A 22,793-nucleotide genomic window follows, 5' to 3' on the forward strand; every position below is an offset into this window, starting at 1 on the left:
ACGCCTGCGCTGCTGCGCTGCGCTTCGGCTCCCGCGCCCGCTGGCCGCCGCGGCGAAGCCGCCTGCGCCGGGCGCGAAGAGCTGCCGCTGCCGGGCTTGACGCGCCGGTCACGGCTGCGCAGCTGCTGTTCCAGTGCCGCCGGTGACAACGGCGCCACTTCCTCAGCCAGCAGCTTAAACCCTTCGTCCTGCTGCTGGACTTTGGCACGCACGACGAGCAGTTCACCTTTCCCGACATGTTGCTGGCTACGCCGCCAGACCTCGGGAAAGAGAACCACTTCACAGCGTTCGATCTGGTCTTCCAGCTCCATGAACGCCATAGCCTTGCCCTGTTTCGTCGTAATCGACTTCACAGACACAACCATACCCGCGGCGACGGTCATCGTGTCGTCTGCCGCCTCGGTCAGCTCCATGATCCGGTCAGCCCCACTCGATTCCAGCACATCTTCATAGTCATCCAGCGGATGCCCGGAGAGATACAAGCCTAACAACTCACGCTCTAGCTCCAGTTGCTGTCCTGAGGAATAAGGAGGGATATCCGGGTATTCAATCTCCCAGTTTGGCGTCTCAACAAAGTCAAACAATTGAATCTGCAGATCCTCGCGTTCCTTGCGCCATTTCAACGCCGCTTCAACAGTCTCATCCAGCATCGCCAGCAATTGGGCCCGATGCCCAGGTAATGTGTCAAAAGCTCCGGCCTGGATCAGCGATTCAATCACACGTTTGTTGCATACACGCAGATCCACACGACGACAAAAATCGAGCAAACTGTCGAACGGTCTCTCCTGCCTTACGATCATAATGCTTTCCATTGCCTGGGTACCGACATTTTTCACAGCGGCCAGACCAAATCGTATTGCACCCTTTAATTTTTCCTCATCCGGACTATCATTAGACACTGCAACGTTCTTCTCCGCAGAGGACAGTTCCCCTTGCTCCGCGCGCGAAGAAGACGCCTCTTGTCTTTCGTTATTACCATTTTCCATTGAAGAAGCCGTCACCAATCCCGGTTCCTTCCGGTTGTCGGATGCCTCAGGCATGGATGTCGCTGCCTGCCACTCATATCCGCCACTGTCCTCTTCCGTTCCAGGGCCGGGATCATCCGGCAGAGGTGCTTCACCATATTCGGCTTGTCCCGAATGCCCATCATGCTCATGAACGCGATCTTCCCTGAAGGAACTCCCGTTACCATTCGCGGCATGTTCTTCGGCCGGGCTTCCGGCGTTACTCTCTGCATCTGCTCCCGCAGTCTGCTGCGATACATTGCTCTGATCCCCGGCTCCTGCACTGCCGGACAGCACAAATACAGGTGTAAACAGAATACCGCTCTCATTCACATCCGGCGGAAGCACCTCCATGTCCATACGCCGACATTCCACCACGTACTCTGCCACTTTCCGATGACTGCCCATTACAGCTGTTAACATGGATGCCATAAAATGAACCGGATAATGCGCCTTCAGATACGCCGTCTGGAACGCAAGCACACCATATGCCGCGGCATGAGCACGCGGAAAGCCATAGTTGGCAAACTTGACGATCATATCATAGACCAGGTCTGCCTCTTCTTCGCTATACCCTTGTTTCAGGCTGCCTTGTACAAAGTGTCCACGCTCCAGATCCAGCACTTCCCGTTTCTTCTTGGAGACCGCTCTGCGGAGCAGATCTGCCTCACCCAGCGAGAAACCCGCCATCCGGGAGGCTATCTGCATGATCTGTTCCTGATACACGATGATCCCGTACGTATCTTTCAGGATAGGCTCCAGATCCACATGGGGGTAATCCACTTCAATCTGTCCATGCTTGCCCTGAATGTATTTGGATATGAACTCCATCGGACCCGGACGGTACAAGGCAAGTACAGAGATTACATCTTCAAAACTACTTGGCTTCATCTCTTTCAGCACACGGCGTACCCCGGCAGATTCCAGTTGGAATATGCCCATCGTGTCCCCTCGCCCAAGCATCTCGTACGTTAACGGATCATCATCGGGGATAAGGCGGAAATCCGGAATTTCTCCATGTTCCCCAATCCAGCGTACACACCGCTCAATGATTGAGAGGGTACGCAAACCAAGAAAGTCCATCTTAAGCAGCCCAATTGACTCCAGGTTTTCCATGGAATACTGGGTTAACGCCGTCCCTTCACTGCCCTCCTGAAGTGGCACCGCATCGGTCAGCGGGTCACGGGAGATAACCACTCCCGCTGCATGCGTCGAAGCATGGCGTGGCATACCTTCGACCTTCATCGCCATATCCAGCAGCTCACGTGTCTTAGGCTTGGTTTCATACAGCGCCTTCAGTTCAGGTGTAGCTTCCATGGCCCGCTCGATGTTAATGCCAAGCTGCGCTGGAATCAGCTTTGCAGCCTTGTCCACTTCACCATAAGGCACATTCAGGGCCCGCCCAACATCACGTACGGCTGCACGGGCAGCCATCGTTCCAAACGTAATGATCTGGGCGACATGGGCTTTGCCATATTTATGCGCGACATAATCAATGACCTCATCCCGCCGCTCATCGCTGAAGTCAATATCAATATCCGGCATGGAGATCCGCTCGGGATTCAGGAATCGTTCGAAGAGCAGGTTGTATTTCATCGGATCAACATCGGTGATATGCAACGTGTACGCTACCAGACTACCTGCCGAGGAGCCCCGGCCCGGTCCAGTAACAATGCCTTGCTTATGCGCATAGGCGATAAAATCCCAAACAATCAGGAAATAATCCGAGAATCCCATGCTGTCGATTATACCCAGCTCATACGCCAATCGTTGTTCGAGTTCGGATCGAAGCTCTGCATCTGTCCAACGTGTGGACTGCGCATAACGCTCCTCCATTCCTTCTTCACACAGCTGACGCAGATACGCCGAAGGGCTGAGTTCATCAGGAAGCGGTCTGTATTCCGGCAAAATCGATTTGCCGAATTCCAGCTTCAACTCACAGGACTCCGCAATGCGGGCGGTGTTCGCCAGAGCTTCCGGTACATGAGGAAACAAACGAGCCATCTCTTCTTCACTTTTCAGATAGAGCTGATTGGTTCCAATTCGGAGCCGATTCTCATCATCCACGGTCTTGCCCGTTCCGATACAGATCAATACATCTTGAAGCTCCGCGTCCTCTTCGGACAGGTAATGCGCATCATTGGTGGCTACAAGCGGAATCTCCAGCTCGGCAGCCAGTTTGATCAACTGTGGATTTACCCTTTTTTGCTCCGAAAGCCCATGATCCTGAAGTTCCAGATAGAAGTCTTCACCAAAGATATTTTTGTAGCGTAACGCCGCATGTCTCGCCTCTTCTTCTCGTCCATGCAGCAGATGTTGTGGTACTTCACCACCAAGACACGCACTTAGACAGATAATGCCCTCGTGATGGGCAGCCAGACTTTCCATATCTACACGGGGTTTGTAATGAAAACCTTCGAGATGTCCAATCGAGCACAATTTCATCAGATTACGGTAACCCGTCATATTTTTGGCCAGCAAAATCAAATGATGAATCGGTTGATCCTTGCGGCTTCCCCGCTCTTTGCGGGACCCTGCTGTCATGTATGCCTCGCACCCTATAATCGGCTTGATGCCTCGTTCCATACATGCTTTATAAAAAGGAATTGCACCATACATCACGCCATGGTCGGTCAGCGCAAGTGTCGTCATTCCGAGATCTGCAGCCTTATTCACGAGATCCGGAATACGCGCAGCGCCGTCCAGCAAACTGTATTCGCTGTGAACGTGCAAATGCACAAAAGAACTCATGTTTTTTTCTTCCTTTCGCCGCAGATAGTCGCAGCATTGATCTTAACCTCTTTAAAGGAGACTTTATTATTCTATTTTATCATAACGTTCGGGGGCACGCCCATACATATAGAAGTACAAGCCGCTCCCCCTGTGACAGACCGAAGACAGGAGGTGTGCTGCTAGGTCTGAAAGGGGTGTTGCCAGTGAGCACATTTTTGTCCAAAGCCATTCTTGATTTCTTTATTGCGTTTGGAATCGTGCTGGGCGGCGCGATGATCGGAGGTATTGGAGCAGTGATCTCTCTTCAACCTCCGACACAGACGATGCTCGATATTTCTGGAAAAATAAAGATATGGGCACTCGCAGCCGCTGTCGGCGGCACAATAGATCCCATGCGTGTCATCGAGAGCAATTTCCTGGATGGTAACCTGTCTCCGGCGGTCAAACAAATCCTGTATTTGATCTCTGCTTTTATGGGCGCGCATATGGGAACCGAGCTGGTGAAATGGGTGTGCGGCGGAGGCCGGAGCTAATATGAGACAGGAACAGCGTTCATGAGAATTCCGCCATTTTCCCGTTACCGCCCGCTGATGCGAATGACCGCTGTGTTTGTTCTGGGAATGATCGCTGGATGTGTCGTCTACAACGGCGTATTTCACCTGAGTTACAATGCGTTGTGGCTGAACAATCAGGAGCTGCAGCTTCAGCTGCATCAGAATGAGGAGGATATCAAAACGCTGAAAAAATACAGTAAACGCCAAACCGTTATCAAGGAAATCAAGGTCCGAGCAGAAGAATCGGATAAGGGGCCAGACGAAGCTTCTCTGAAAGTGATGTTACAGAAGCTCGGAGACGAACTTGAGGTACTTCGGGGCAGAGATGTATTCAACATCGACGAGTATAGCAAAATGACGCGAATCATGCTGAATCAGAAAGTGTACTCAGTCAGAGAAAAGGAATACACCGTTCAGGTCAAAACGATGCTGGTTATGGAAGGGGTACTGCAAGTTTGGGTACAGATTCGCATGCACGTTCCTGCGTAACAGCAAAAAACTGCCCTTGTCTGCATCTCTGCATGGTACAATAAGGGCAGTAAATGCTTTCCAGAAAAGGAGCTGCGTCTTTGTGTTCATTGATGTACTCAAATATGCTCTAATCGCCATCTTTGCTGTTGCCATGGTTTTTGCAGCGTTGAACAGTATTCGTTCACACAGAAGCTCAGATGCTGCCAGCGCCGGTCTGTACCGTTCGTGGACGAATATCTGGATGGGTGGCATGCTTGTCGTTCTTGCACTGATCCTGATGTTTGTCTTCACTGGTTCCACTTTATCTGTGATTGTGGAAGCGCTATTTCTGATTATGGGTGCGTATAATGTATTCGCCGGAATACGTAACCGCAGTTATTATGCACGGCTTCAACAACGGTCCAGTAATGGATCAGGTAAAACCTCTGGACAATCTGCATGATTCGTTGAAGTGTTATTGTTGTGGCTGCAAAAAGAGAGTACTTCCCCTTCATTAAGCGAAGCCAGAACCGCGCGACAGCGCAACCCGGCAGAGCTTCTCGATCAGGGAGTACTCTCTTTGTCTATACCCGAGGCAACACACCCTGCTAGGCATGGTCAATCGACTGCAATGTCATTACCGCTTTGCATACCACACTGCCTTCACGGGTAACCACAATGTCCATTTTGCACGTTCGACGGCTGGTTTCCAGAATTACTGGTCGAACCAGAATCTGATCCTCAATCTGTACCGGTCGAACAAAATAAGTCGTTACATTATCCACCACATGGTCGTTCCCTGTAACATCCCAGGCTGCCCGCCGGCCAGCCTGGGTCATCACATTCAACAGAACACCTTCGGAGATCGTACCCAGATCCGTCGCCATCTGAGGAATGATGAATCCGTGAAATAACAGTTCGTTCTGATCACCGCGCTCCTCGGCAAACCCGTTCCAGATCAGATGATCAAACGTCTCTCCCAATTGTGGCTGCTTCTGTGCATCCCGCATAGCCTGTAGCACTTCCTTGCGTGTGACGGACGCAATCAGTTTGCGGTTCCGATCCACGATTGGCAGAAAATCGATGCCTTCCCACGTCATGATCTGGGCAGCAGAAGCGAGAGAAGTCTGCAATGAGGCCGTAATCGGGCGGCGTATCACGCATTTCTCAATACTTTGATCTTCTTTCAGCTCGCTGACATCCTTCAGACTCACAATCCCGATGACCCGGTTCCATTCATCCACGACCGGGAAGCGATGCTCACCCGTTTCCGAAACCAACATATGAAAATCTGAGGCTGAACTGGTCACCTTCAATACCTGCAAGCGAGGTTTCTGACCAATGATATCCTCAACAAGCATAATTTTTTTCTTAATCAGCCGATCGAAGATCGCACGGTTAATCATTGAAGCCACAGTGAATGTATCATGTCTGGATGAAATAATCGGTAGCCCAAGCTCGTCAGCCATAATTCTTACTTCACGACTTGTCCCAAAACCACCCGTAATCAACACGCCCGCTCCCTGTTCGAGGGCAAGCGAGTGAGCATCTTCCCGGTTACCCACAATCAGCAAACTTCCAGCGTCAATATATCGGGCCATTGCCTGTTCTTTCATCGCACCAATCACATACTTGTGCAGCGGTTTGGTGAGACCTTCGTTACCGCCCAGCACATGGCCCTCCACAATGGTCACGACATCAGCAAAGGTCAACTGTTCCGACATGCCCCGAGGTCTCTTCTCGATCCGCACCGTTCCAATTCGTTCCTTGGTCACGACCAGTCCGAAGTTCTCCGCCTCTTTCACCGCACGATACGCTGTCCCTTCACTTACACCCAGCTCCCGCGCAAGTCCACGTACTGATATTTTGCTGCCAACCTTCAGTTGTTCAATATGTTGAAGTAACTGTTCATGCTTCGTTACGTTCTCTTCCTGTCCGTCCAACTGTACCACCCCCGAAGATGCATCTGTACTATACTGTATCTATTATAACACGGCTTTAGGAAAATAACCCCACCCCTACCCGTTCTCACAGGCAAGTTCGCCATCTGAATTTAATCCTCCGATCAACCTCTAATTCTATATGTACCAAAAAGACCGGCCCCCTTTCTATCAAGGGATTCCGGTCTTCCATGTTGGATCTCATTCTGTACCTTATACAGACTCGCTCCGCTCCTGCTTGTCCAGCAGTTTCATCTCCCACTGCCGCAGCTTCGCCCGGCGAACGGCTTCCAGTGCACGTTTCTTCTCTTCATCCACACCGAGAATAAAATGCAGATGTGCACCAACGATTAATAAGGAGAACAGCACCCATACGATGCCAAAAATATTAACCCAGTCCATTCCTCCAGCAAAGGAAATCCGCGGCAGTGCAATGACCAGCATCGACAACGCAATAAGCAGATAGATCACATGTTTTGCTTTTTTCAACCTCTTCACCATTCACAGCTCCTTCGTTCTTGATCGACTCTATATGTCTAGTCTATGAACGATAAGAAGCTAATATGAAAGGTTCAGGTAAAAAAACAAGACAACCTTTTAGTACGTGTTCAAAAAGATCAGTTTTCAGTACCGAGAAGATGGAATGAAGCTAGAAATGGAGTAGCGGAGCGTAGGACAACTACGTGAGCAACCACAATGTTTCCGAAGGAAACATACTTCGTAAGCCCCCGCTTATTTCGGCTGAATTTCATATTCGATGCTGATGATGCCGCTAGGCATCCTTCGTAATCAAAAGTGGACTTTTTGAACTACCTTTTTAGGCTTCAGCGCCACCATACAGATGACCCAGGCTGTCTGCAATAATTTTGTTCACGTCTTCAATGATAACACTGAGGCGACGCTCCGCATCAAACAAACGACGGATACTCAGATTCAAGCTCAGTACTTCGAACACTTTCTCCATTTTCTCCATCTCATCCGGAGCTGGCATATCCCCGCTCATCATGCGTTGTTGCAATTCCATTTGTTGATCACGGAAGTTATCCAGCATTGCTTTTGCATCCGGATCAGCTTCAATCAGCTTCATCGCGGAAGTAATCTCTTCCACCTCGCTGCTTTCTCTCAGTGCTTTGGCCAAATCATTGGCTTTGTCATAAATGTTCACTATTATTCCTCCTCAGATTGGTTTGTTCATCCGTGTTAATACACGCTTTTCTCTCCTGTCAAACAAGGGCGATCTGAAACAGGCCATCGATAACCTGCCTCGAATCAAATGCATTTAATCCATATGGGTCAATCACCAAGGGTTATATGTCCTCATATGATGAAGCACATGCCATGTTCAGATGCCGTTCAACTTCGAGATCAGACATCAAGTTGCCGCCCGGAAGGAGATCCGTGATGTCCACTAAAAAAGTAACGATTCAGGTTACCGGCTCGGGCATCCTGCAGGACGACGTCATCATGCTGGGCGAAGGGGTGCTCAAGGCGCTTAAAATCCCTTCAGGAAGGCCGCTTCAGCTGCAATTTGGCTCTTTCCGCCGCGAAGTCACTGTTATTCCGGTACCAAGGTATGACGGGCTGCGCATCAATCAGACAGTTGCCAGCAAGACCGGTCTCGTTCCACGTTCAGTCCTGAGGGTATCTTATCGTTCAGCCAGCCGTACGCTTCGCCTTGGACCCTACATCAGTGTACTGGTTAGCCAGGATTATCCCGATCAGCCCGATCGGCCCTTTGGCTCCATCACGATGTTCTGTCAAGAACTGGTGAACGCCTGCCGTAAGCGAGGCGCCTATGTATCCTTTTTCACACCGGAGGATATTGGAGCGGTAACGGGTTATATGAAAGGCTGGGTGTATGATGACGGCTGGAAAAAGACTGTTCTGCCTGTAGCAGACGTCGTCAATAACCGGCTAACGTCCCGCAAGCTTGAGAACAAACCTAGCGTACAGCATTTTATGAAAGAAGTAAAATCGCTCTACGGCACGCAAACCTTCAATGAAAAGTTTCTGGACAAAAACGAAGTATTTGACGCACTCAAGTCCATTTCAACGCTTAAACGAGTTCTTCCCGAGTCTCATTTGCTCAAGACGTCCGCCATGCTCAAGACGATGTGCAACCGACATCCGGTTGTATTTCTGAAGCCCGTACGCGGTTCTTTGGGCAAAGGGATCATCCGGGTCTCACGTCAGACTGACGGAAGCTTCCTGACTCTGGCGACTGGCGTCGGGGGTACCCGGAAACAAACGTATACTTCTCTGGATAAACTGTATGCCAGTATGTCGGGGAAAATGAAAACAACGCGTTATCAGATCCAGCAAGGGCTGACTCTCATTGACAACAGTGGCAGACCCGTGGATTTCCGTGCGCTCGTGCAAAAAAACCGTACAGGTAAATGGAGTGTAACCTCCATCGTCGCCCGGATTGCGGGCGGGAGTCACTACGTATCCAATCTGGCACGGGGTGGAAGTCTCAGCACCGTCAAGGATGCTGTTGCCAAAACACAGTTGTCTGGATCAGCCAAAGCTTCCGCGTATGCAGGATTGCACACCGCAGCACTGGATATCGCAAAAGGGATCGAGAGTGCCATCCCTGCTCATTTTGGTGAACTTGGTATTGATCTGGCCCTGGACACCACTGGGCGCGTATGGCTGCTCGAAGTCAACTCCAAACCATCCAAGAATGATAATACACCACTGAGTGAGAGCAAGATCCGTCCTTCCGTCAAAGCCATGCTTGAATATTCTACGTACCTGGCGGGTTTTTGAAAAGTTATTCCCTATTGGAAACAAATCTGATAGAGGAGAGGTGCAGCGTAATGTTTCCATCATCTCAGACCAAGACACTGGCCATTCTGGTACGTGCAACCGAAGGCTCACCTCCCTTTACAGATGAACTTTTCTGCCGTCGTCTCAGTTTGGGGAGCATGCCATACGCCCTTCAGATTATTGTGATCCCGATATCGAATGATGCAGCCCATCTCCCTCTCCAATGGGGATATGTCTATCATCAAGGGAAGTGGAATTCGGTACCTGTTCCTGCAGTCGACCTCATCATGGATCGTTGTCTTCGCCCTCTCCCCAGGAACGTCAGACAACAGCTTAAGGAATGGATACCAACCAACGGCACAGATCAACACCGTTATTGGTCTGCTTCCCTTCCAGGAAAATGGGAGGTACATCGTGTGTTGTCCCGAAATCCTGAATTGCGGTCACAACTTGCCCCCACAACCCGCCTAGGATCACATATTCCTTGGGAAACATGGCTGGACCGTTGGCCCAGAGGACTGTTCTTCAAACCGGTATCCGGAACTCATGGCAAAAATACCTTTCGCCTGACTCGGGGAACGACTCCATCCACATGGATCGTGGAGGGTCGTAATGCGGACAATGAACCCTTTTTTCTTACATTCAATCATACACAGAACGTATCTTCCTGGCTGGCATTACATCAGGCTGAGCGTAAGATGATCGTGCAGCCCTATCTGGAGCTGAGCCATCACGGAAGAGCATTCGACATACGGGCTCTCATGCAAAAGAATGGGCAAGGTCGCTGGACGCTTACCGGATGTATGGTACGGGAAGGACCCGAAGGTTCCCTCACGTCCAATCTTCACGGTGGGGGTAGAGCATATCCTGCCCACGCATATCTGCTCCAGCGATATGGAACGATCCGCACAGAAACTCTGCTGAAGAGCATCCGGCAGACTGCTACTCTTATCCCCACCCTGCTGGAGAGCCGTTTCGGCAGGTTAGCCGAATTGGGGCTTGATTTCGGAGCAGATGCAGAGGGCCAACTCTGGCTAATTGAAGTCAACTCCAAACCTGGCCGCACCTCATTCGCAGAAGCGGGCGACCGACGCATGCATACCCTGACTTATACCCGGCCGCTTGCCTATGCCCGTTATCTGTTGCAACAACATGTTCTCACGGACGTCATTCGTCCAATGAAATTGCCGAATACATCCAGCAAAGCTGGCCTGAAACCCATCCCGATTCACGGCGGCTGAGGCCCGCAGCGCCCGCTTGCCATGGAGCCCAAGGATCTTTTCAGGATAGGAGGATAAATCATGAGTTTGACCTTTTGCAATCTGCATTTTACCAAGCAACCGGATAAAGTGGTTTATGTATCCAACGCTTTAATGAAGAGCCTCAACCTGTCCGGCAAAAAAACGGTGCACCTTCGCTTCGGGCGTGACCGGGTACCTGCAACGATCAAACCAATCAAAAAAGCAGGTAAACATCTCTATCTCGCCTCTGGTATCCGCAATCTGATGAACGTTCCCAAACGGGGCAGCATTTATCTCCGGAACTTGCAAAATGATGAAGTCCAGTTAGGTCCACTGATCGGCGTACTCTCTGATGGGCCTGCGACGAGCACTAATCCATTCGGTTCCCGTACTGGTTTCATCAAACAGTTACTCCGTGAAGGCAGCCGAAAATCTTATATTTATGCTTTTACTCCCCGGGATATCAATTGGCAGAATGAGACAGTATCCGGTTTTTTTCTGAATGAAAACGGAAGCTTTACCCGCAAAACAGTACCTCTGCCCGATGTCGTCTATAACCGGTTACCGAGCCGTCGTTCAGATTTCTCACCAGCCATCAACCAACTGCGGGAACGATTTATTCGTCGGAAAATTCCGTTCTTCAACTGGAGTTTTTTCAACAAATCGGATATCTATACCTTGCTGGAGAATGAACCGACAGCCGGGAGGTATATCCCTGAATCAATTACCAATCCGTCCGTTGAACAGATGAAGGAAATGTTGGAACGCCATCAGTTCGTCTACTATAAGCCTACTGCAGGAAGTCTGGGGAACGGGATCTATCGCCTGACTTATTCGCCCAAACGTGGATATTTCGCACGTTATCGCAAAAAAGGCGGTAATGCACTCCTGCGTTTTGGGTCCTTCAACAGTCTGATGCGTATGCTTCAGGGAAGACATGGCAAACAGCTACGCGGATATGTAGTTCAGCAGGGAATACGTCTAATTGAGATTGATGAATGTCCAATTGATTTCCGTTTTCACATGCACAAAAATGGTAACAATCAATGGGTTGTTGTCGGGATTGGAGCCAAAAAGGCAGGACGTGGCAGCGTCACAACACACATCAAAAATGGCGGCTCCCTAATGACTCCTGAGCAGGCGCTCAGTCGCAACTTCGGCGATCGTGCGGGAGAAGTTCTTCAGCATGCCAAATCCGTAGCTATTACACTGGCCCAGGCGATTGAAACCCAGCACCAGCATCTGATTGGTGAGATTGGCTTTGATCTGGGCATTGATCAGGAGGAACATGTATGGATGTTCGAAGCGAACGCCAAACCCGGGCGCTCCATTTTCCGTCACCCTTCACTCCGAGTGGAGGGCAAATCGTCGGTGGAGCACATCTTGGAACACTGCCTGTATTTGAGCAAGTTCCGGAAGAAGGAAGAAATTTGATGAGCCTTCATGATGATTTCAAACCTGTCATTGCTGTTTTGACCATGCATGATAAACAGCGCATGTTCAGGGGAAATTATCAAAATTTTCAGGATATCTTGCAGACAGGCGAGAGCATGGGATACGTGGTGTACATTGTGACTGTACGGGATCTGAACGTGAGTGGTCCCACCGTGAAAGGATATACGTACAACAAGGGGAGTGGAAAGTGGGTTTCACAACCTTTCCCCCTTCCCCATGTTCTGTACAATCGTATTCCCAACCGGGAAGACGAAGGAAAACCTTCCGTTCAGCGTAAAATTGACGAATGCATGCAATCAGGAATCGAACTGTATAACCCATTCTTTTTCAACAAATGGGATCTGTTCGAATGGCTTAAGAAGTCCAAATCGACTCAGCAACTGATCCCTTATACTCGGCGGATGCGAAGTGCTTCTTCTCTGGGTGCCGTTCTACGGGCGTATCCCTATCTGTACCTTAAGCCCGAGAGCGGCAAAGCTGGCAAAGGAATCATGATGCTTAAATTCCAGGAAAAAGAACGGCTTCCCTATCGACTCAAAATACAAACCACACGTAGAAGCACGACCTATAAAGCAGCTACACTTGCCAAGTTATGGGCACGAATTCGCAAAGAAACCGGACATACGCCCTATATCATGCAACAAGGCATTGAACTGGCATCCTCTCGTAAACGCCCCTTCGATTTGCGTGTTCTTGTACAAAAGAACACCAAGGGCCAATGGAGCGTAACCGGAGTAGGAGCGAGACTTGCTGGCTCCCGCAGCATTACAACTCATGTGCCGCGCGGCGGGAGCGTAGAAGACCCTGAGAAGCTGCTGACCGAGCTTTTTGGCGAAGAAATGTCAACAAACCTGATGAAACGTGTGAAATCCACTTCATTAATGATCGCAAGACAGGTAGAACGGGGATCAGGTTACACGCTCGGAGAAATGTCCATGGATCTGGGCATTGATGACCTGGGGGAACTCTGGTTCTTCGAAGCCAATGCAAAGCCCATGAAGTTTGATGAACCGCAGATCAGACGTCGATCATTGGAACGTATTTTTCACTACAGCGCTTATCTTGCCCGTCAGTCCAAACGATGATAGACAGGAATACTGCAAAAAGAAGGTGATTGTTTGTGTCCTCACCTGTTCTGGGCATTATGACGTTGTATTTAAATGAACATCGCGCTCTTGAAGAACGAAGCGTCTATCGCAGAATGATTCTTGAGGGGCGCAAGCGGGGACTCGATATCTATGTATTCACACCAGCCGACGTGCACCCCGGCGGCAAACAAATTGAAGCCATGGTTTTTCATGAGGGAAAAGGCTGGTCCAGGGAGTGGCGATCATTCCCGGACCTGATCTTTGATCGCTGCCGGATTCAGCGTAACCGAAGGTTCCAGCAATTGCTTGCTTTTCGTGAGAAATATGGGCATCTGCTCTTTCTGAACAGGCCACTGCGCAATAAATGGACCATCCACCAGACCCTTTTACAAAAAGCCAACTTTCGTGAACACCTGCCGGAAACCGCTCTATTTCAGGATATGTCCGATGTAAACCGGATGCTCAAAGTTTCTTCCCTGGTCTATCTCAAACCCATTAATGGAACAGGCGGACGTGGTATTCTGCGCATTGAACGCAGCAGTAGCGAGGCTAATACGGTGCTTGTTCAGGGGCGGGATCAGAAGCGTCGTATCATCACTCCACGTAAAGTTCATTTATCACGACTTGGCGCTTTGCTCCAGCACTGGAACATGAAAGACAAGTATCTTGTACAAAAGGGCATTCAACTTCAGCTTCCGAATGGACGTGTGCATGATTACCGCATGCTGGTTCAGAAGAACGGTGAAGGACAATGGGAGCTTACTGGATGTGCCGGACGCATGGGTGCAGAAAAAAGCGTAACCTCCAATCTGCATGGCGGCGGTCAGGCAATAGCGATGGACCGACTCATGAAGCAATGGATCGAAGATGACGACCTCCGGGCAGAAATTAACACGACTGCAGAGAAATTCGGCATTGATGTTGCTTCGTTTCTGGAAGATACGTATGGGGACCTATGTGAGTTGGCTCTGGATTTGGCGATTGACAGAAGCGGGCGTATCTACCTGCTTGAAGTCAACCCCAAACCTGCACGTGAAGTATTCGCTCGCATCGGGGAGCGCGATATCTATTATAAAGCCATCACTCAGCCGCTGGAGTACGCCTTATGGGTATATCGCAACAGACCTCCCGGAATGTCCAGAAAGCCAGCCATTCCCAGGCCCGTTACGCAAAAACCACCCAGAGTAAAAAGAAAAAGGAAAGCCAAGTGAGTGGATTAGAAAAGCAGGAGTGTATGTTCGCCAAGTGCGAGCATCTGCTCCTGCTTTACTGTTTTTTTATTTCTGCTCTTTCGTCCATTGCAACATGTCATTGTCAATCACAATATTCCCTTTTTCCTCACCATGCACATAAGATAATGCCAATCTCATCAGGTCAGGTTCTAGTTGGCATGTGGTAACATGTGTAACCTGGTCTGTGTGATCCGCGGGCAGACACAACGTCAGAATACCCACTTTACCCGAGAAATCAGTCTTGCCCTGGATGACCGATGTTTCCGACTTGGAACCATACACCTCAGATACCCAGCCGGGCTGCTCTGTCAACTCGAAGGTTCTCTTCCCGATGCCTGCCGTAACCCATTGCATCGTCAGCGTTATAGAAGATGCCTCATAGCTCATATTCGCCGTCATTTCTCCAGCTTCATTCATTCTCAACGCAATATCCGCTTGCGGATGCAGGTGAAAACGTTGCTCCAGAGTATGCTCTGCTTCTGCCTCCAGCCAATCCACAATGAGTAGTATAGGGATTTCCACCCCTGCCAGCATCCACCGACGATGTGTAACTGGATCTGGCAAATGCGTATATCCATCCTGTGAAGCATCAATGAAGTGATAGCTGTCATTGCTCTCCCAACGTAGCGTTGTGGCCTGAGCCTCCGGTTCACCCCATTGCTGTGTGGAGAGATAGGGTGTCTGATCCAGACCATCCACCGTGACGGTATTGTGCGCCCGCGTACTTTTGAAATACCGCCGCCATTCCCCTTCTTCATACGTGTAACGTCCGGTGTCCGTGAAGAAAAGCTGGTTCTTCCACATCCACTCCACATTCAGCGCATCCGCATGTCCGTGTGCTCCGCCCATGGCAGCCGCATCAAAAAAAAGATATTGATACTTGTCCCTCATGACATAATATCCTGTCTGCGGAAAAGCTCGACTAGACAAAACCGGCGAAGAAGAAGCCTGTAGTCTGAGGCATCGCTCATATTTCTCCACACCCAGCAACCAGAGACACTCCGAGCTATCCGTTCCGCGAGCCATCAAATCATCATCGTCCAGGATCGCTCCAAGCAGGGTCAGTCGTTGTCGTCCGTCGCCAACCCAATCCGAATCACCAATACCAGTAGACTGATGATCTGGTCGGATCAGCGCCTCAGTAAATGCAGCCATTTGGCGCAGACAGCGGGCATACCATGCCGAGAAAGGATGTCCTGAAATCTCACCCAACCGATAAGGCGTGCCAAACATTTCGATGCTGGCATTGTGGTAATGTGTTGTCAGTTCAACCTGTATTCCCTCTTCACCCAACTGATGCAGCAAACACAATTCAAGACGTTCCATCGCGACTTGACGCCAGTGTGGACTTCGCGGGTGCTGGTGGTAGAACGTAGCGATCATGAACAACCCTTGCATATGCATAATGGCATGATTGATTTCCGTGCTGCCGAGGTAACGTGTCAAAAACTCGGCGTGCTCGTCCAGACCTTGTCGAAACTCCGCCTGAAAGCCTTCGTCCAGCAGTGGACTCGCTTCCATATATTTATATGCCGATATCCAGGATTGCACACGTAGTCCCGTCTCCAGCAAACGCCACGGACCGGGTTTTTGAAAGAACACGGCCTCGTCGTAAACCAGATTTACAGGTACCGGGTTTTGCTGTCTCCAGCTACGGAAGTGGTCAGTAAATGCTGTTACATATAGCGGATTGCCCTTCATCAGATACGCCTTGCCCAGATCGAGCATATGCCAGTGTCGATTGATGCCCCATGTGAACTCCAGATCATTGGTCGGGTTGTGAAGCCAGTCCACGGGTGTCCCCATCGGAATCCAGCGATTCAGATCGTTGGTATAAGGAACGATAAATTCATTCAGGATGGCACGATTGGCAATCGTGAGCGAATTTCGGGCTTCTTCCGGAAAATGTTTTTCATAATATTGGGCAGCCCGTTGCAGATCCGTTGCCGAAAGGTAAAAATCGCTCATTGGGACGCCTCAAGGAAATCCTGACGGAACGGGGTAAACACATCCAGAATGACGGAGTCCTCCAGTGCCTTGACCCCATGCGGGACGTTAAAACCGGCATAAAAGCTGTCGCCTGCTTTTAAGATGCGAGTTTCTTCACCGACCTGTACCTCAAAGCTGCCTTTGACGATATAGCTGACCTGCTCGTGCGCATCATGGGAGTGAACTTCTCCAATACCACCTTTAGCAAAGGTAACCTCCACCATCATTAATGTACCGCCCATACCCAAGATCTTCCGGGAACTCGTTTCGTTCACGATATGTGCATCGGTAGACGCATGATTAATAATCATTTTTCTTTTCCCCTTTCCTTGTGAATAAGCGACCGAAGTAGTTAAACCACGGCCGCTATGAACGTTTATTAGTCTTCTGTGGACAATTTTCCCTGAAGCTTGGAAGAATCAAACGAAGGATCAGCAGTTATGTTGGTCAGCCCTGCCGCTTTGGTTTTCTCCAGAGCTGCATTGTACCTTGTATCCAGATCCTTGATCACAGCATCCAGATCACCACCCGTGAATACAAAGATTGAAAAAGCCTCACTCCATTTGGTGCCTTCCAGTGAACTCTCGGTCATCACACTTGGATTTGCCGGGAAAATGGCATCATAACGTTTGGGCAGGAAACCTTCAATGCCCGGAATGCTTGGTTTTTTGTCAGAGCTTAGTACAGCAGGAATCAGTGAGATTCCGTATCCCTTTTCATAATACTCACTCTGAAGATCTGTGCTGTACACATACTCCATAAACTTCCATGCCGCTTCCTTGTTGGCAGAATCTGCATTGATACCGATGTAGGAGCCCCCGATGACTTGCGAAGCGCCCTTGATCGTTCCATCATTTGTTGGCACAGGAGCCGCTGCCCAATTTTCTTTTGTAGGAAACTGATCTTTATATACACCTGGTTCACCGGAGTGGTTAATGTACATTCCGATTTTACCTTGAGCAAACTGAGCTCTGAGCGGATCGATGTCCAGACTTTCTACCCCTGGCAGCATGCTGCCATCCTGATTCATCTGACGAAGCGCCATTGCGATATCCTTGTACATCCCAAAATCAAATTGGCCAGTCTTGTAGTTGTAACCATCAATACCAACATTATTGCTTGCACCTGCAATCGTATTGGCTGCTCTCCAGAAGCCGCTGCTGCTCTTGAATGGGCTGGCAAAGCCATAGATGCCTTCACTTTTACCAACTTCGGTAATTTTTTTGGCATCCGCAACCATCTCAGCCAACGTTTTTGGCGGACTCTCGATCCCTGCCTTTTTGAAAATATCTTTGTTATACACAAGCCGCCAGACCTGCCCTGTATTGGGGAGGGAATATATTTTTCCATCAATCGTGTTTTTATTTTCAATCAAGCTGTCTTTAAATACGGCCTTCATCTCGTCACTCATGTATCCATTGATCGGGGCGAGATACCCCTTCTGATAATACGTCTGAAAATCATTAACTTGCAGCACATCGGGTGCCTGCTTGCTGGCAAAAGCAATATCGACCGCCTGTGGATAGTTGTCCCCCATCACGGTCATCTCCACTTCAATGTTGTCCTTGTTCGTCTGGTTGAACTCATCGATCTTGGATTTCATAAAATCAGCATCATGGCGGTCCGGTGTCCAATATATGATTTTGGTTTTCCCTCCAGCATTCTCCCCGCTGGTTCCCGATTCGCTATTTGCCGAAGTACCACTGTCAGCAGAACAACCTGCCAAACTTAGCGCCAGCAATGCACTTAGCGTAGTCACCATCCACTTTTTAACCATTGATATGCCCCCTTATGCTTGTCTGGACAACCCGTTTGGTTATCCGTTAACGTAATGATAATCGCTACGCTTTCATGGAGGTGAGGGACATTCTGACTTTGCATGGTGGGACAAATGACGATCCGTATCTATTTTCAATTCTCATACATTTGCCGGAAGCAGGTTGGCGTCATGCCGCAATATTTCTTGAACAAGCCGCTGAAATAAGGTCTGTCCTCATAACCCAGTCTCTGGCAGATCTCTTGCACCTGTACGCCTGCAACCAGCAACTCTTTGGCCTTTTCCATCCTCATCTTAGTAATGTATTGAATCGGCGTTATGCCCGTTTCCTTTTTGAAGGCATTGGCAAAGTAACTCGGACTTAAATGCACGGATTGGGCACAGGCATGCAGCGTCAGATTTTCTGCAAGATTAAGACTGATATATTCCTGCGCCTTGCTAATCGCCTGCTTGACATCGGTGAGTCGTTTTTTGTCCATAATCTCGCAACCCATACTGCTAAAATGCTTGATATATCCCCTCCAGCCATCAAACGTCAAGGAGCGCATCGCCTCAAGTACTGTCAGGTCGGCCTCCAGACGCAAGCGTTCCTCTGCTGTAATCTCATCACAAAAGGCACGGTAGATGGCAAAAGCAAGTCCTGACAGCAAACGAATCATCGTGAGCGGCTCGGGATAACCTTTGGAAACCTGCCATTCTTCGAGAATTTCATCAATGATGCGATGACAGGTGCTCTCATTACCACATTTCAGGGCATAAAAAAGCTCTTTCTCCTTCTCCAAAGGATACACCGGAGCTACACATGCCTGATTCTCCAGTTCAGCATACTGGAGGATGCAATTTCCTTCACTGTAAAAACGATAGGATATCGCCTGATCCGCATGTGCGTAGGACGTCCAGATTTCCTGTGGTCTGCGGGCAATCGTACCGACACCAATCGAGATTGTTTTTTTGCTGAATCGCTCCACATTTTGGCGGCATTGCTCCAGTAGCTCGGAGACGTCGATCTGGCTTGTTGTGTTAAATATGGCTGCAAGCCGGTATCGGTTTTCCCGTAAAACAACGCCCTTGGTATAGCGGTTCAAGGTTTCTCCCACAATATTTTGGACCGCAAAAGGAACGATTTCGGCATCCAGATGCATCGTGTATCCATACCGCGTATAACCATCCACCTCAATGACCATGACGAGAAGATTGGAGGAATCGAGATCAATATGCAACTCGTTCCAGCGGCTTTCATTCAGGAATCCCCCGATTTCATGACGCAACAAGCCCAGTAGATAACTGTGACGCTCATACTGGCTGCTACTCTCCACCTTCTGCTCCAGCTGTTCCAGCTGTTTGCACTGTGCCTGTTCTTCCTTAATCACCTGCCTTACCTTCAACACTGCACCGAGTATTTCTTCAGGGGTAAACGGTTTGAGCAAATAATCGGATGCACCCAGCTTGATGGCCTCCTGTGCATATTGAAAATCCGAATAACCACTGATGAAAATAAATTTGGCTCGCAGTCCGGCATCCAATGCCCGCTTCATTAGCTCCAGCCCGCTCAACTTGGGCATCCTGATATCACTAATCACGATGTCGGGTTGCTGCTCCAGCAACAAGGACCAACCGCGCTCTCCATTGCTCGCCGTGCCTACAATCCGAACCTGATGATCTTCCCACGGAATAGTTGAAGATATGCCCTTTACAACTGCCTGGATATCATCCATAACACACATCGTCAATTGGCCCATACTGCCCCTCCTCAGGTGATCGGAATCGTGATAACAACCGTTGTTCCCACATCTGTACTGCTATGAAATACAATCGAGGCCACATCCCCATAGTGCAGGCTTAATCTGCCATGCAGATTGGATAGGGCATAACCTTTGCGTCCCCCGTCAGGAGCCTCCTCAGCATAGATGCTGGCTACATCCATCCCACATCCATTGTCAGCCACCTCCAGCCGTAGTGTGTCACCCTGACGATCAATGCGGATGATAATAACGCCCAAATCTTCTTTGTCATTGAATCCATGCAGGATGGAATTCTCAACCAAGGGCTGAAGCAATATTTTTAAAATATCAACAGCGTAACAAGAGGGGTCCCCTACCTCAATCCGATAAACGAACAGATCCTCATAACATTTTTGCTGAAGCTGCATGTATTGTTCGACATGTTTGATCTCCTGCTCCACACTGGTGATGTCTTTACCATCATTCAGGCCCAGACGGAATAACAAGGATAAGGAGACGATCATCTCACTTACATCCTTCTTCTCTCCGCTCTCGCTTTTCCAGAACATCGTATTGAGCGTATTGTAGAGGAAATGAGGATCAACCTGCGCCTGAAGCGCCTTGACCTCAAACCGCCGTTTGTCTTGCTCCGTTGTCCGTACTTCTTCAAACAGAATCTGAATCTGGTCCAACATCCGATTGAAACGATGCCCTACAGCGCTGACTTCATCGTCATACTTGCTGCGAAACCGTACATCCAGATCATTGGACTCCACCTCAACCATCAGGCGTCGCAGTTTGTTCAGTGGCTTCAGCAGAGCGGAGGCCAGCAGCCTGGACAACCCGAGTGCGAGCAAAATGCAAAACAACATGATCAGGATGATCAGCCAGCGTATCTTTTGGAGGGGGGACAACAAGTCAGCCTTGGACTGTACACTTACCATGACCCAATCCTCGTTCATCGACAATGCCGAATAGTTAACAAGCATGTCCTCCCCCTGATCGTTCCTGTAGGTAAAATCCCCAGCATCGCCACGGCTAAACTGTTGGGTAAAGTCAGGCTCCATAATGAAATCGTAATTTCGGGACCTGGGCCGAATGACTTCATTTCCGTTTTTGTGCAGCAAAAACAGTTGAATCTGGTTATTCATGAGATCCTGCGTCAGAATGTCTCGCATCGCCTCTTCCTTCATATTGACGACCATATATACATTCGAATAGGTATGATTATCGACCACAATGGGTTTAAGCAACAGAGATAACACATTTCCTTGGGATTGGAATAACTGACTCTGATGTGAACCAAACCACATCGTATTCCAGCCTTGCAGCTTCACGTAGCGTCCGTATTCCCTGTCGAATGAGTTATTGCGATTCGGAAAATCTTTGGTCGAGAAAAAATCACCGATGGGTGTTGTCAGATATGCCGTATCAATCAGTGGCTCTACGAGCTTCAATTGAGCAAATGATGTTTGCAGCAGCGAGAGATTCTGATAATAATGAGATGTGTTATTTTTTCCCACGTCCTTCATGACCTGGGTAAACGTTTCATTGAGCATAAAAGAAAAAGAGGATACAACAATGTGTCTTAGATGTTCATCCATAACCTGCACTGATTTGTTCAGAATGCTTTGTTTCAGTTCAAGTGCATTCTGCTCAATGCTTCGTGCAGCAAAGAGATAAGAGCATATCCCGGTCACACTGATGCACAAGACAACGAGAAAAATGTACAGCAGCTGTATTCTTTTTTTCAGGGACATTTTATAAAAGTTGAATATCATCGGCGCTCGCTCCTTGAACACGGCTTGGCCCGTCCGCTGTGAATTAAAATGAGTATAGCACAGTGGAATTACCCGTAAAACCGTTTCCATGATTGTGCTCACGCCTATCCTTTCACAGCTCCCAAGGTCACCTGCATGAATGATTTGTTGGCAAAAATATAAACGATGAGCAGCGGCAAAATGGACAGACAGGCTCCGGCCATCATCAGTTGAACCTCAGCCGCAGCTCCGATGCCATATCGCAGATTAGCCAGCCCAACCGGCAAAGTCTGCAAGTCCGGATTGCTCATGGTGAACACAAAAGGAAGAATATATTCATTCCATGAACTCTGGAATACACCCAGACCTGCAACGGCGAGTCCGGGGCGCAGGAGCGGAAGAATAATTCGCCAGTAGGTGGTGAAAAAATTACAGCCATCAATCATCGCCGCTTCATCCAGTTCGCGCGGGATGCTCTTGAAGAAACCAATCAGAATAAAGTATGTGGCAGCGTGTGCGCTGATCAGTATAATAATAACGCCCCACAACGTGGTATTCAGCCCCAGCTTGACCATGAGGTCAAATTGCGGACGCAGCACAACCGCGCCTATGGAAATAAAAAGAGTGGATGCCATGAGGAGGGTGTACCCCTTTTTCCCCTTAAAATTCACTCGATCCACAGCGTAGGCTGACATCGAAGCTACCAGCAGCGTGCCAACTGTTGTACTGATGCTAACAAACAAGCTGTTCATCGTAAAACCCGAAAAATTGGCGGTTTTCCAAGCCTGAGCATAGTTGGAGAACTGCCAAATCTTCGGCCAGATGGTAGCTCCTCCGGTCAATTCCTGGTTCGTTTTGAAGGAACCGAGCAATACAAGTATGATGGGGAACAGCGACAGCAGAGCGATTGCGATCAAAAACAGCCAAAGTACCGTTCGTTTGGTCCAGCGAATGAGTTGGGGAGACCCTGAGGGCGCAAGCACGTTTTGAGTCATCATCGTTTCCTCCTGATTAATTTTATACGTGTTCAAAAAGGGTGGTTTTCAGTACCGAGAAGATGGAATGAAGCTAGAAATGGAG

General features: G+C 49.2%; 18 protein-coding genes. 8 read left to right on the top strand and 10 right to left on the bottom strand.

Translation table 11 applies throughout. The features are described 5' to 3' along the window. A partial coding sequence (locus D829_RS31040) for a DNA polymerase III subunit alpha (RefSeq protein WP_017689498.1) occupies window positions 1–3,755 on the bottom strand: 3,755 nt, incomplete at its 3' end. A gap of 185 nt (window positions 3,756–3,940) precedes the next feature. On the opposite strand from D829_RS31040, the gene D829_RS0113850 reads away from it, so the two are divergent. From D829_RS0113850 to D829_RS0113860, 3 genes are all read left to right on the top strand, one after another. Next, window positions 3,941–4,270, top strand: coding sequence for a YtrH family sporulation protein (locus D829_RS0113850; RefSeq protein WP_026081169.1), 330 nt, complete (start codon window positions 3,941–3,943; stop codon window positions 4,268–4,270). 21 nt (window positions 4,271–4,291) lie between these two features. Continuing rightward, complete coding sequence (locus D829_RS0113855) at window positions 4,292–4,780, top strand: hypothetical protein (protein ID WP_017689500.1); 489 nt, start codon at window positions 4,292–4,294, stop codon at window positions 4,778–4,780. A gap of 82 nt (window positions 4,781–4,862) precedes the next feature. Continuing rightward, window positions 4,863–5,204 (top strand): YtpI family protein, encoded by a 342-nt coding sequence (locus D829_RS0113860; protein WP_017689501.1) that lies wholly within the window; start codon window positions 4,863–4,865, stop codon window positions 5,202–5,204. Between the two features lie 145 nt (window positions 5,205–5,349). Here D829_RS0113860 and D829_RS0113865 read toward each other — a convergent pair whose 3' ends face one another. The 3 genes from D829_RS0113865 to D829_RS0113875 all read right to left on the bottom strand — a co-directional run bounded on the left by D829_RS0113865 (window position 5,350) and on the right by D829_RS0113875 (window position 7,846). Continuing rightward, complete coding sequence (locus D829_RS0113865) at window positions 5,350–6,684, bottom strand: DRTGG domain-containing protein (RefSeq protein WP_017689502.1); 1,335 nt, start codon at window positions 6,682–6,684, stop codon at window positions 5,350–5,352. Between the two features lie 210 nt (window positions 6,685–6,894). After that, window positions 6,895–7,179: a hypothetical protein gene (locus D829_RS0113870; RefSeq protein WP_085981456.1), complete on the bottom strand. Its 285-nt coding sequence runs from the start codon at window positions 7,177–7,179 to the stop codon at window positions 6,895–6,897. 319 nt (window positions 7,180–7,498) lie between these two features. Next, window positions 7,499–7,846 carry a YlbF family regulator gene (locus tag D829_RS0113875; protein WP_017689504.1) on the bottom strand — a complete coding sequence of 116 codons (348 nt, stop codon included), beginning with the start codon at window positions 7,844–7,846 and terminating at the stop codon, window positions 7,499–7,501. Between the two features lie 236 nt (window positions 7,847–8,082). Between D829_RS0113875 and D829_RS0113880 the strand changes: the two genes are divergently transcribed. Genes D829_RS0113880 through D829_RS31050 form a run of 5 tightly spaced genes read left to right on the top strand, consistent with a single transcriptional unit; the run spans window position 8,083 to window position 14,445 of the window. Beyond that, on the top strand, window positions 8,083–9,450 hold the full coding sequence (locus D829_RS0113880) for a YheC/YheD family protein (RefSeq protein WP_017689505.1): 1,368 nt from the start codon (window positions 8,083–8,085) through the stop codon (window positions 9,448–9,450). 50 nt (window positions 9,451–9,500) lie between these two features. Then, on the top strand, window positions 9,501–10,691 hold the full coding sequence (locus tag D829_RS31045; protein WP_017689506.1) for a YheC/YheD family protein: 1,191 nt from the start codon (window positions 9,501–9,503) through the stop codon (window positions 10,689–10,691). 60 nt (window positions 10,692–10,751) lie between these two features. Next, on the top strand, window positions 10,752–12,125 hold the full coding sequence (locus tag D829_RS0113890; RefSeq protein WP_017689507.1) for a YheC/YheD family protein: 1,374 nt from the start codon (window positions 10,752–10,754) through the stop codon (window positions 12,123–12,125). Further along, on the top strand, window positions 12,125–13,231 hold the full coding sequence (locus D829_RS0113895; protein WP_017689508.1) for a YheC/YheD family protein: 1,107 nt from the start codon (window positions 12,125–12,127) through the stop codon (window positions 13,229–13,231). The genes D829_RS0113890 and D829_RS0113895 overlap by 1 nt, the downstream gene beginning before the upstream one ends. A 35-nt stretch (window positions 13,232–13,266) precedes the next feature. Continuing rightward, window positions 13,267–14,445: a YheC/YheD family protein gene (locus D829_RS31050; RefSeq protein ID WP_017689509.1), complete on the top strand. Its 1,179-nt coding sequence runs from the start codon at window positions 13,267–13,269 to the stop codon at window positions 14,443–14,445. Window positions 14,446–14,511: 66 nt separating this feature from the next. On the opposite strand, the gene D829_RS0113905 is transcribed toward D829_RS31050, so the two are convergent. From D829_RS0113905 to D829_RS0113930, 6 genes are all read right to left on the bottom strand, one after another. After that, window positions 14,512–16,434 (bottom strand): alginate lyase family protein, encoded by a 1,923-nt coding sequence (locus D829_RS0113905; RefSeq protein WP_017689510.1) that lies wholly within the window; start codon window positions 16,432–16,434, stop codon window positions 14,512–14,514. Beyond that, window positions 16,431–16,766 (bottom strand): cupin domain-containing protein, encoded by a 336-nt coding sequence (locus tag D829_RS0113910; protein WP_017689511.1) that lies wholly within the window; start codon window positions 16,764–16,766, stop codon window positions 16,431–16,433. The genes D829_RS0113905 and D829_RS0113910 overlap by 4 nt, the downstream gene beginning before the upstream one ends. Before the next feature lie 68 nt (window positions 16,767–16,834). Then, complete coding sequence (locus tag D829_RS0113915; protein WP_017689512.1) at window positions 16,835–18,232, bottom strand: sugar ABC transporter substrate-binding protein; 1,398 nt, start codon at window positions 18,230–18,232, stop codon at window positions 16,835–16,837. Between the two features lie 134 nt (window positions 18,233–18,366). After that, window positions 18,367–19,971, bottom strand: coding sequence for a helix-turn-helix domain-containing protein (locus tag D829_RS0113920; RefSeq protein WP_017689513.1), 1,605 nt, complete (start codon window positions 19,969–19,971; stop codon window positions 18,367–18,369). A gap of 11 nt (window positions 19,972–19,982) precedes the next feature. After that, the gene (locus D829_RS0113925; RefSeq protein ID WP_017689514.1) at window positions 19,983–21,734 is read right to left on the bottom strand and encodes a sensor histidine kinase; all 1,752 of its coding nucleotides are present in this window, start codon (window positions 21,732–21,734) and stop codon (window positions 19,983–19,985) included. A gap of 104 nt (window positions 21,735–21,838) precedes the next feature. Continuing rightward, window positions 21,839–22,708 carry a carbohydrate ABC transporter permease gene (locus D829_RS0113930; RefSeq protein WP_017689515.1) on the bottom strand — a complete coding sequence of 290 codons (870 nt, stop codon included), beginning with the start codon at window positions 22,706–22,708 and terminating at the stop codon, window positions 21,839–21,841. Between the last annotated feature and the right edge of the window lie 85 nt (window positions 22,709–22,793).

It is taken from the genome of Paenibacillus sp. PAMC 26794, from assembly GCF_000316035.1.
Lineage (GTDB): Bacteria > Bacillota > Bacilli > Paenibacillales > Paenibacillaceae > Paenibacillus.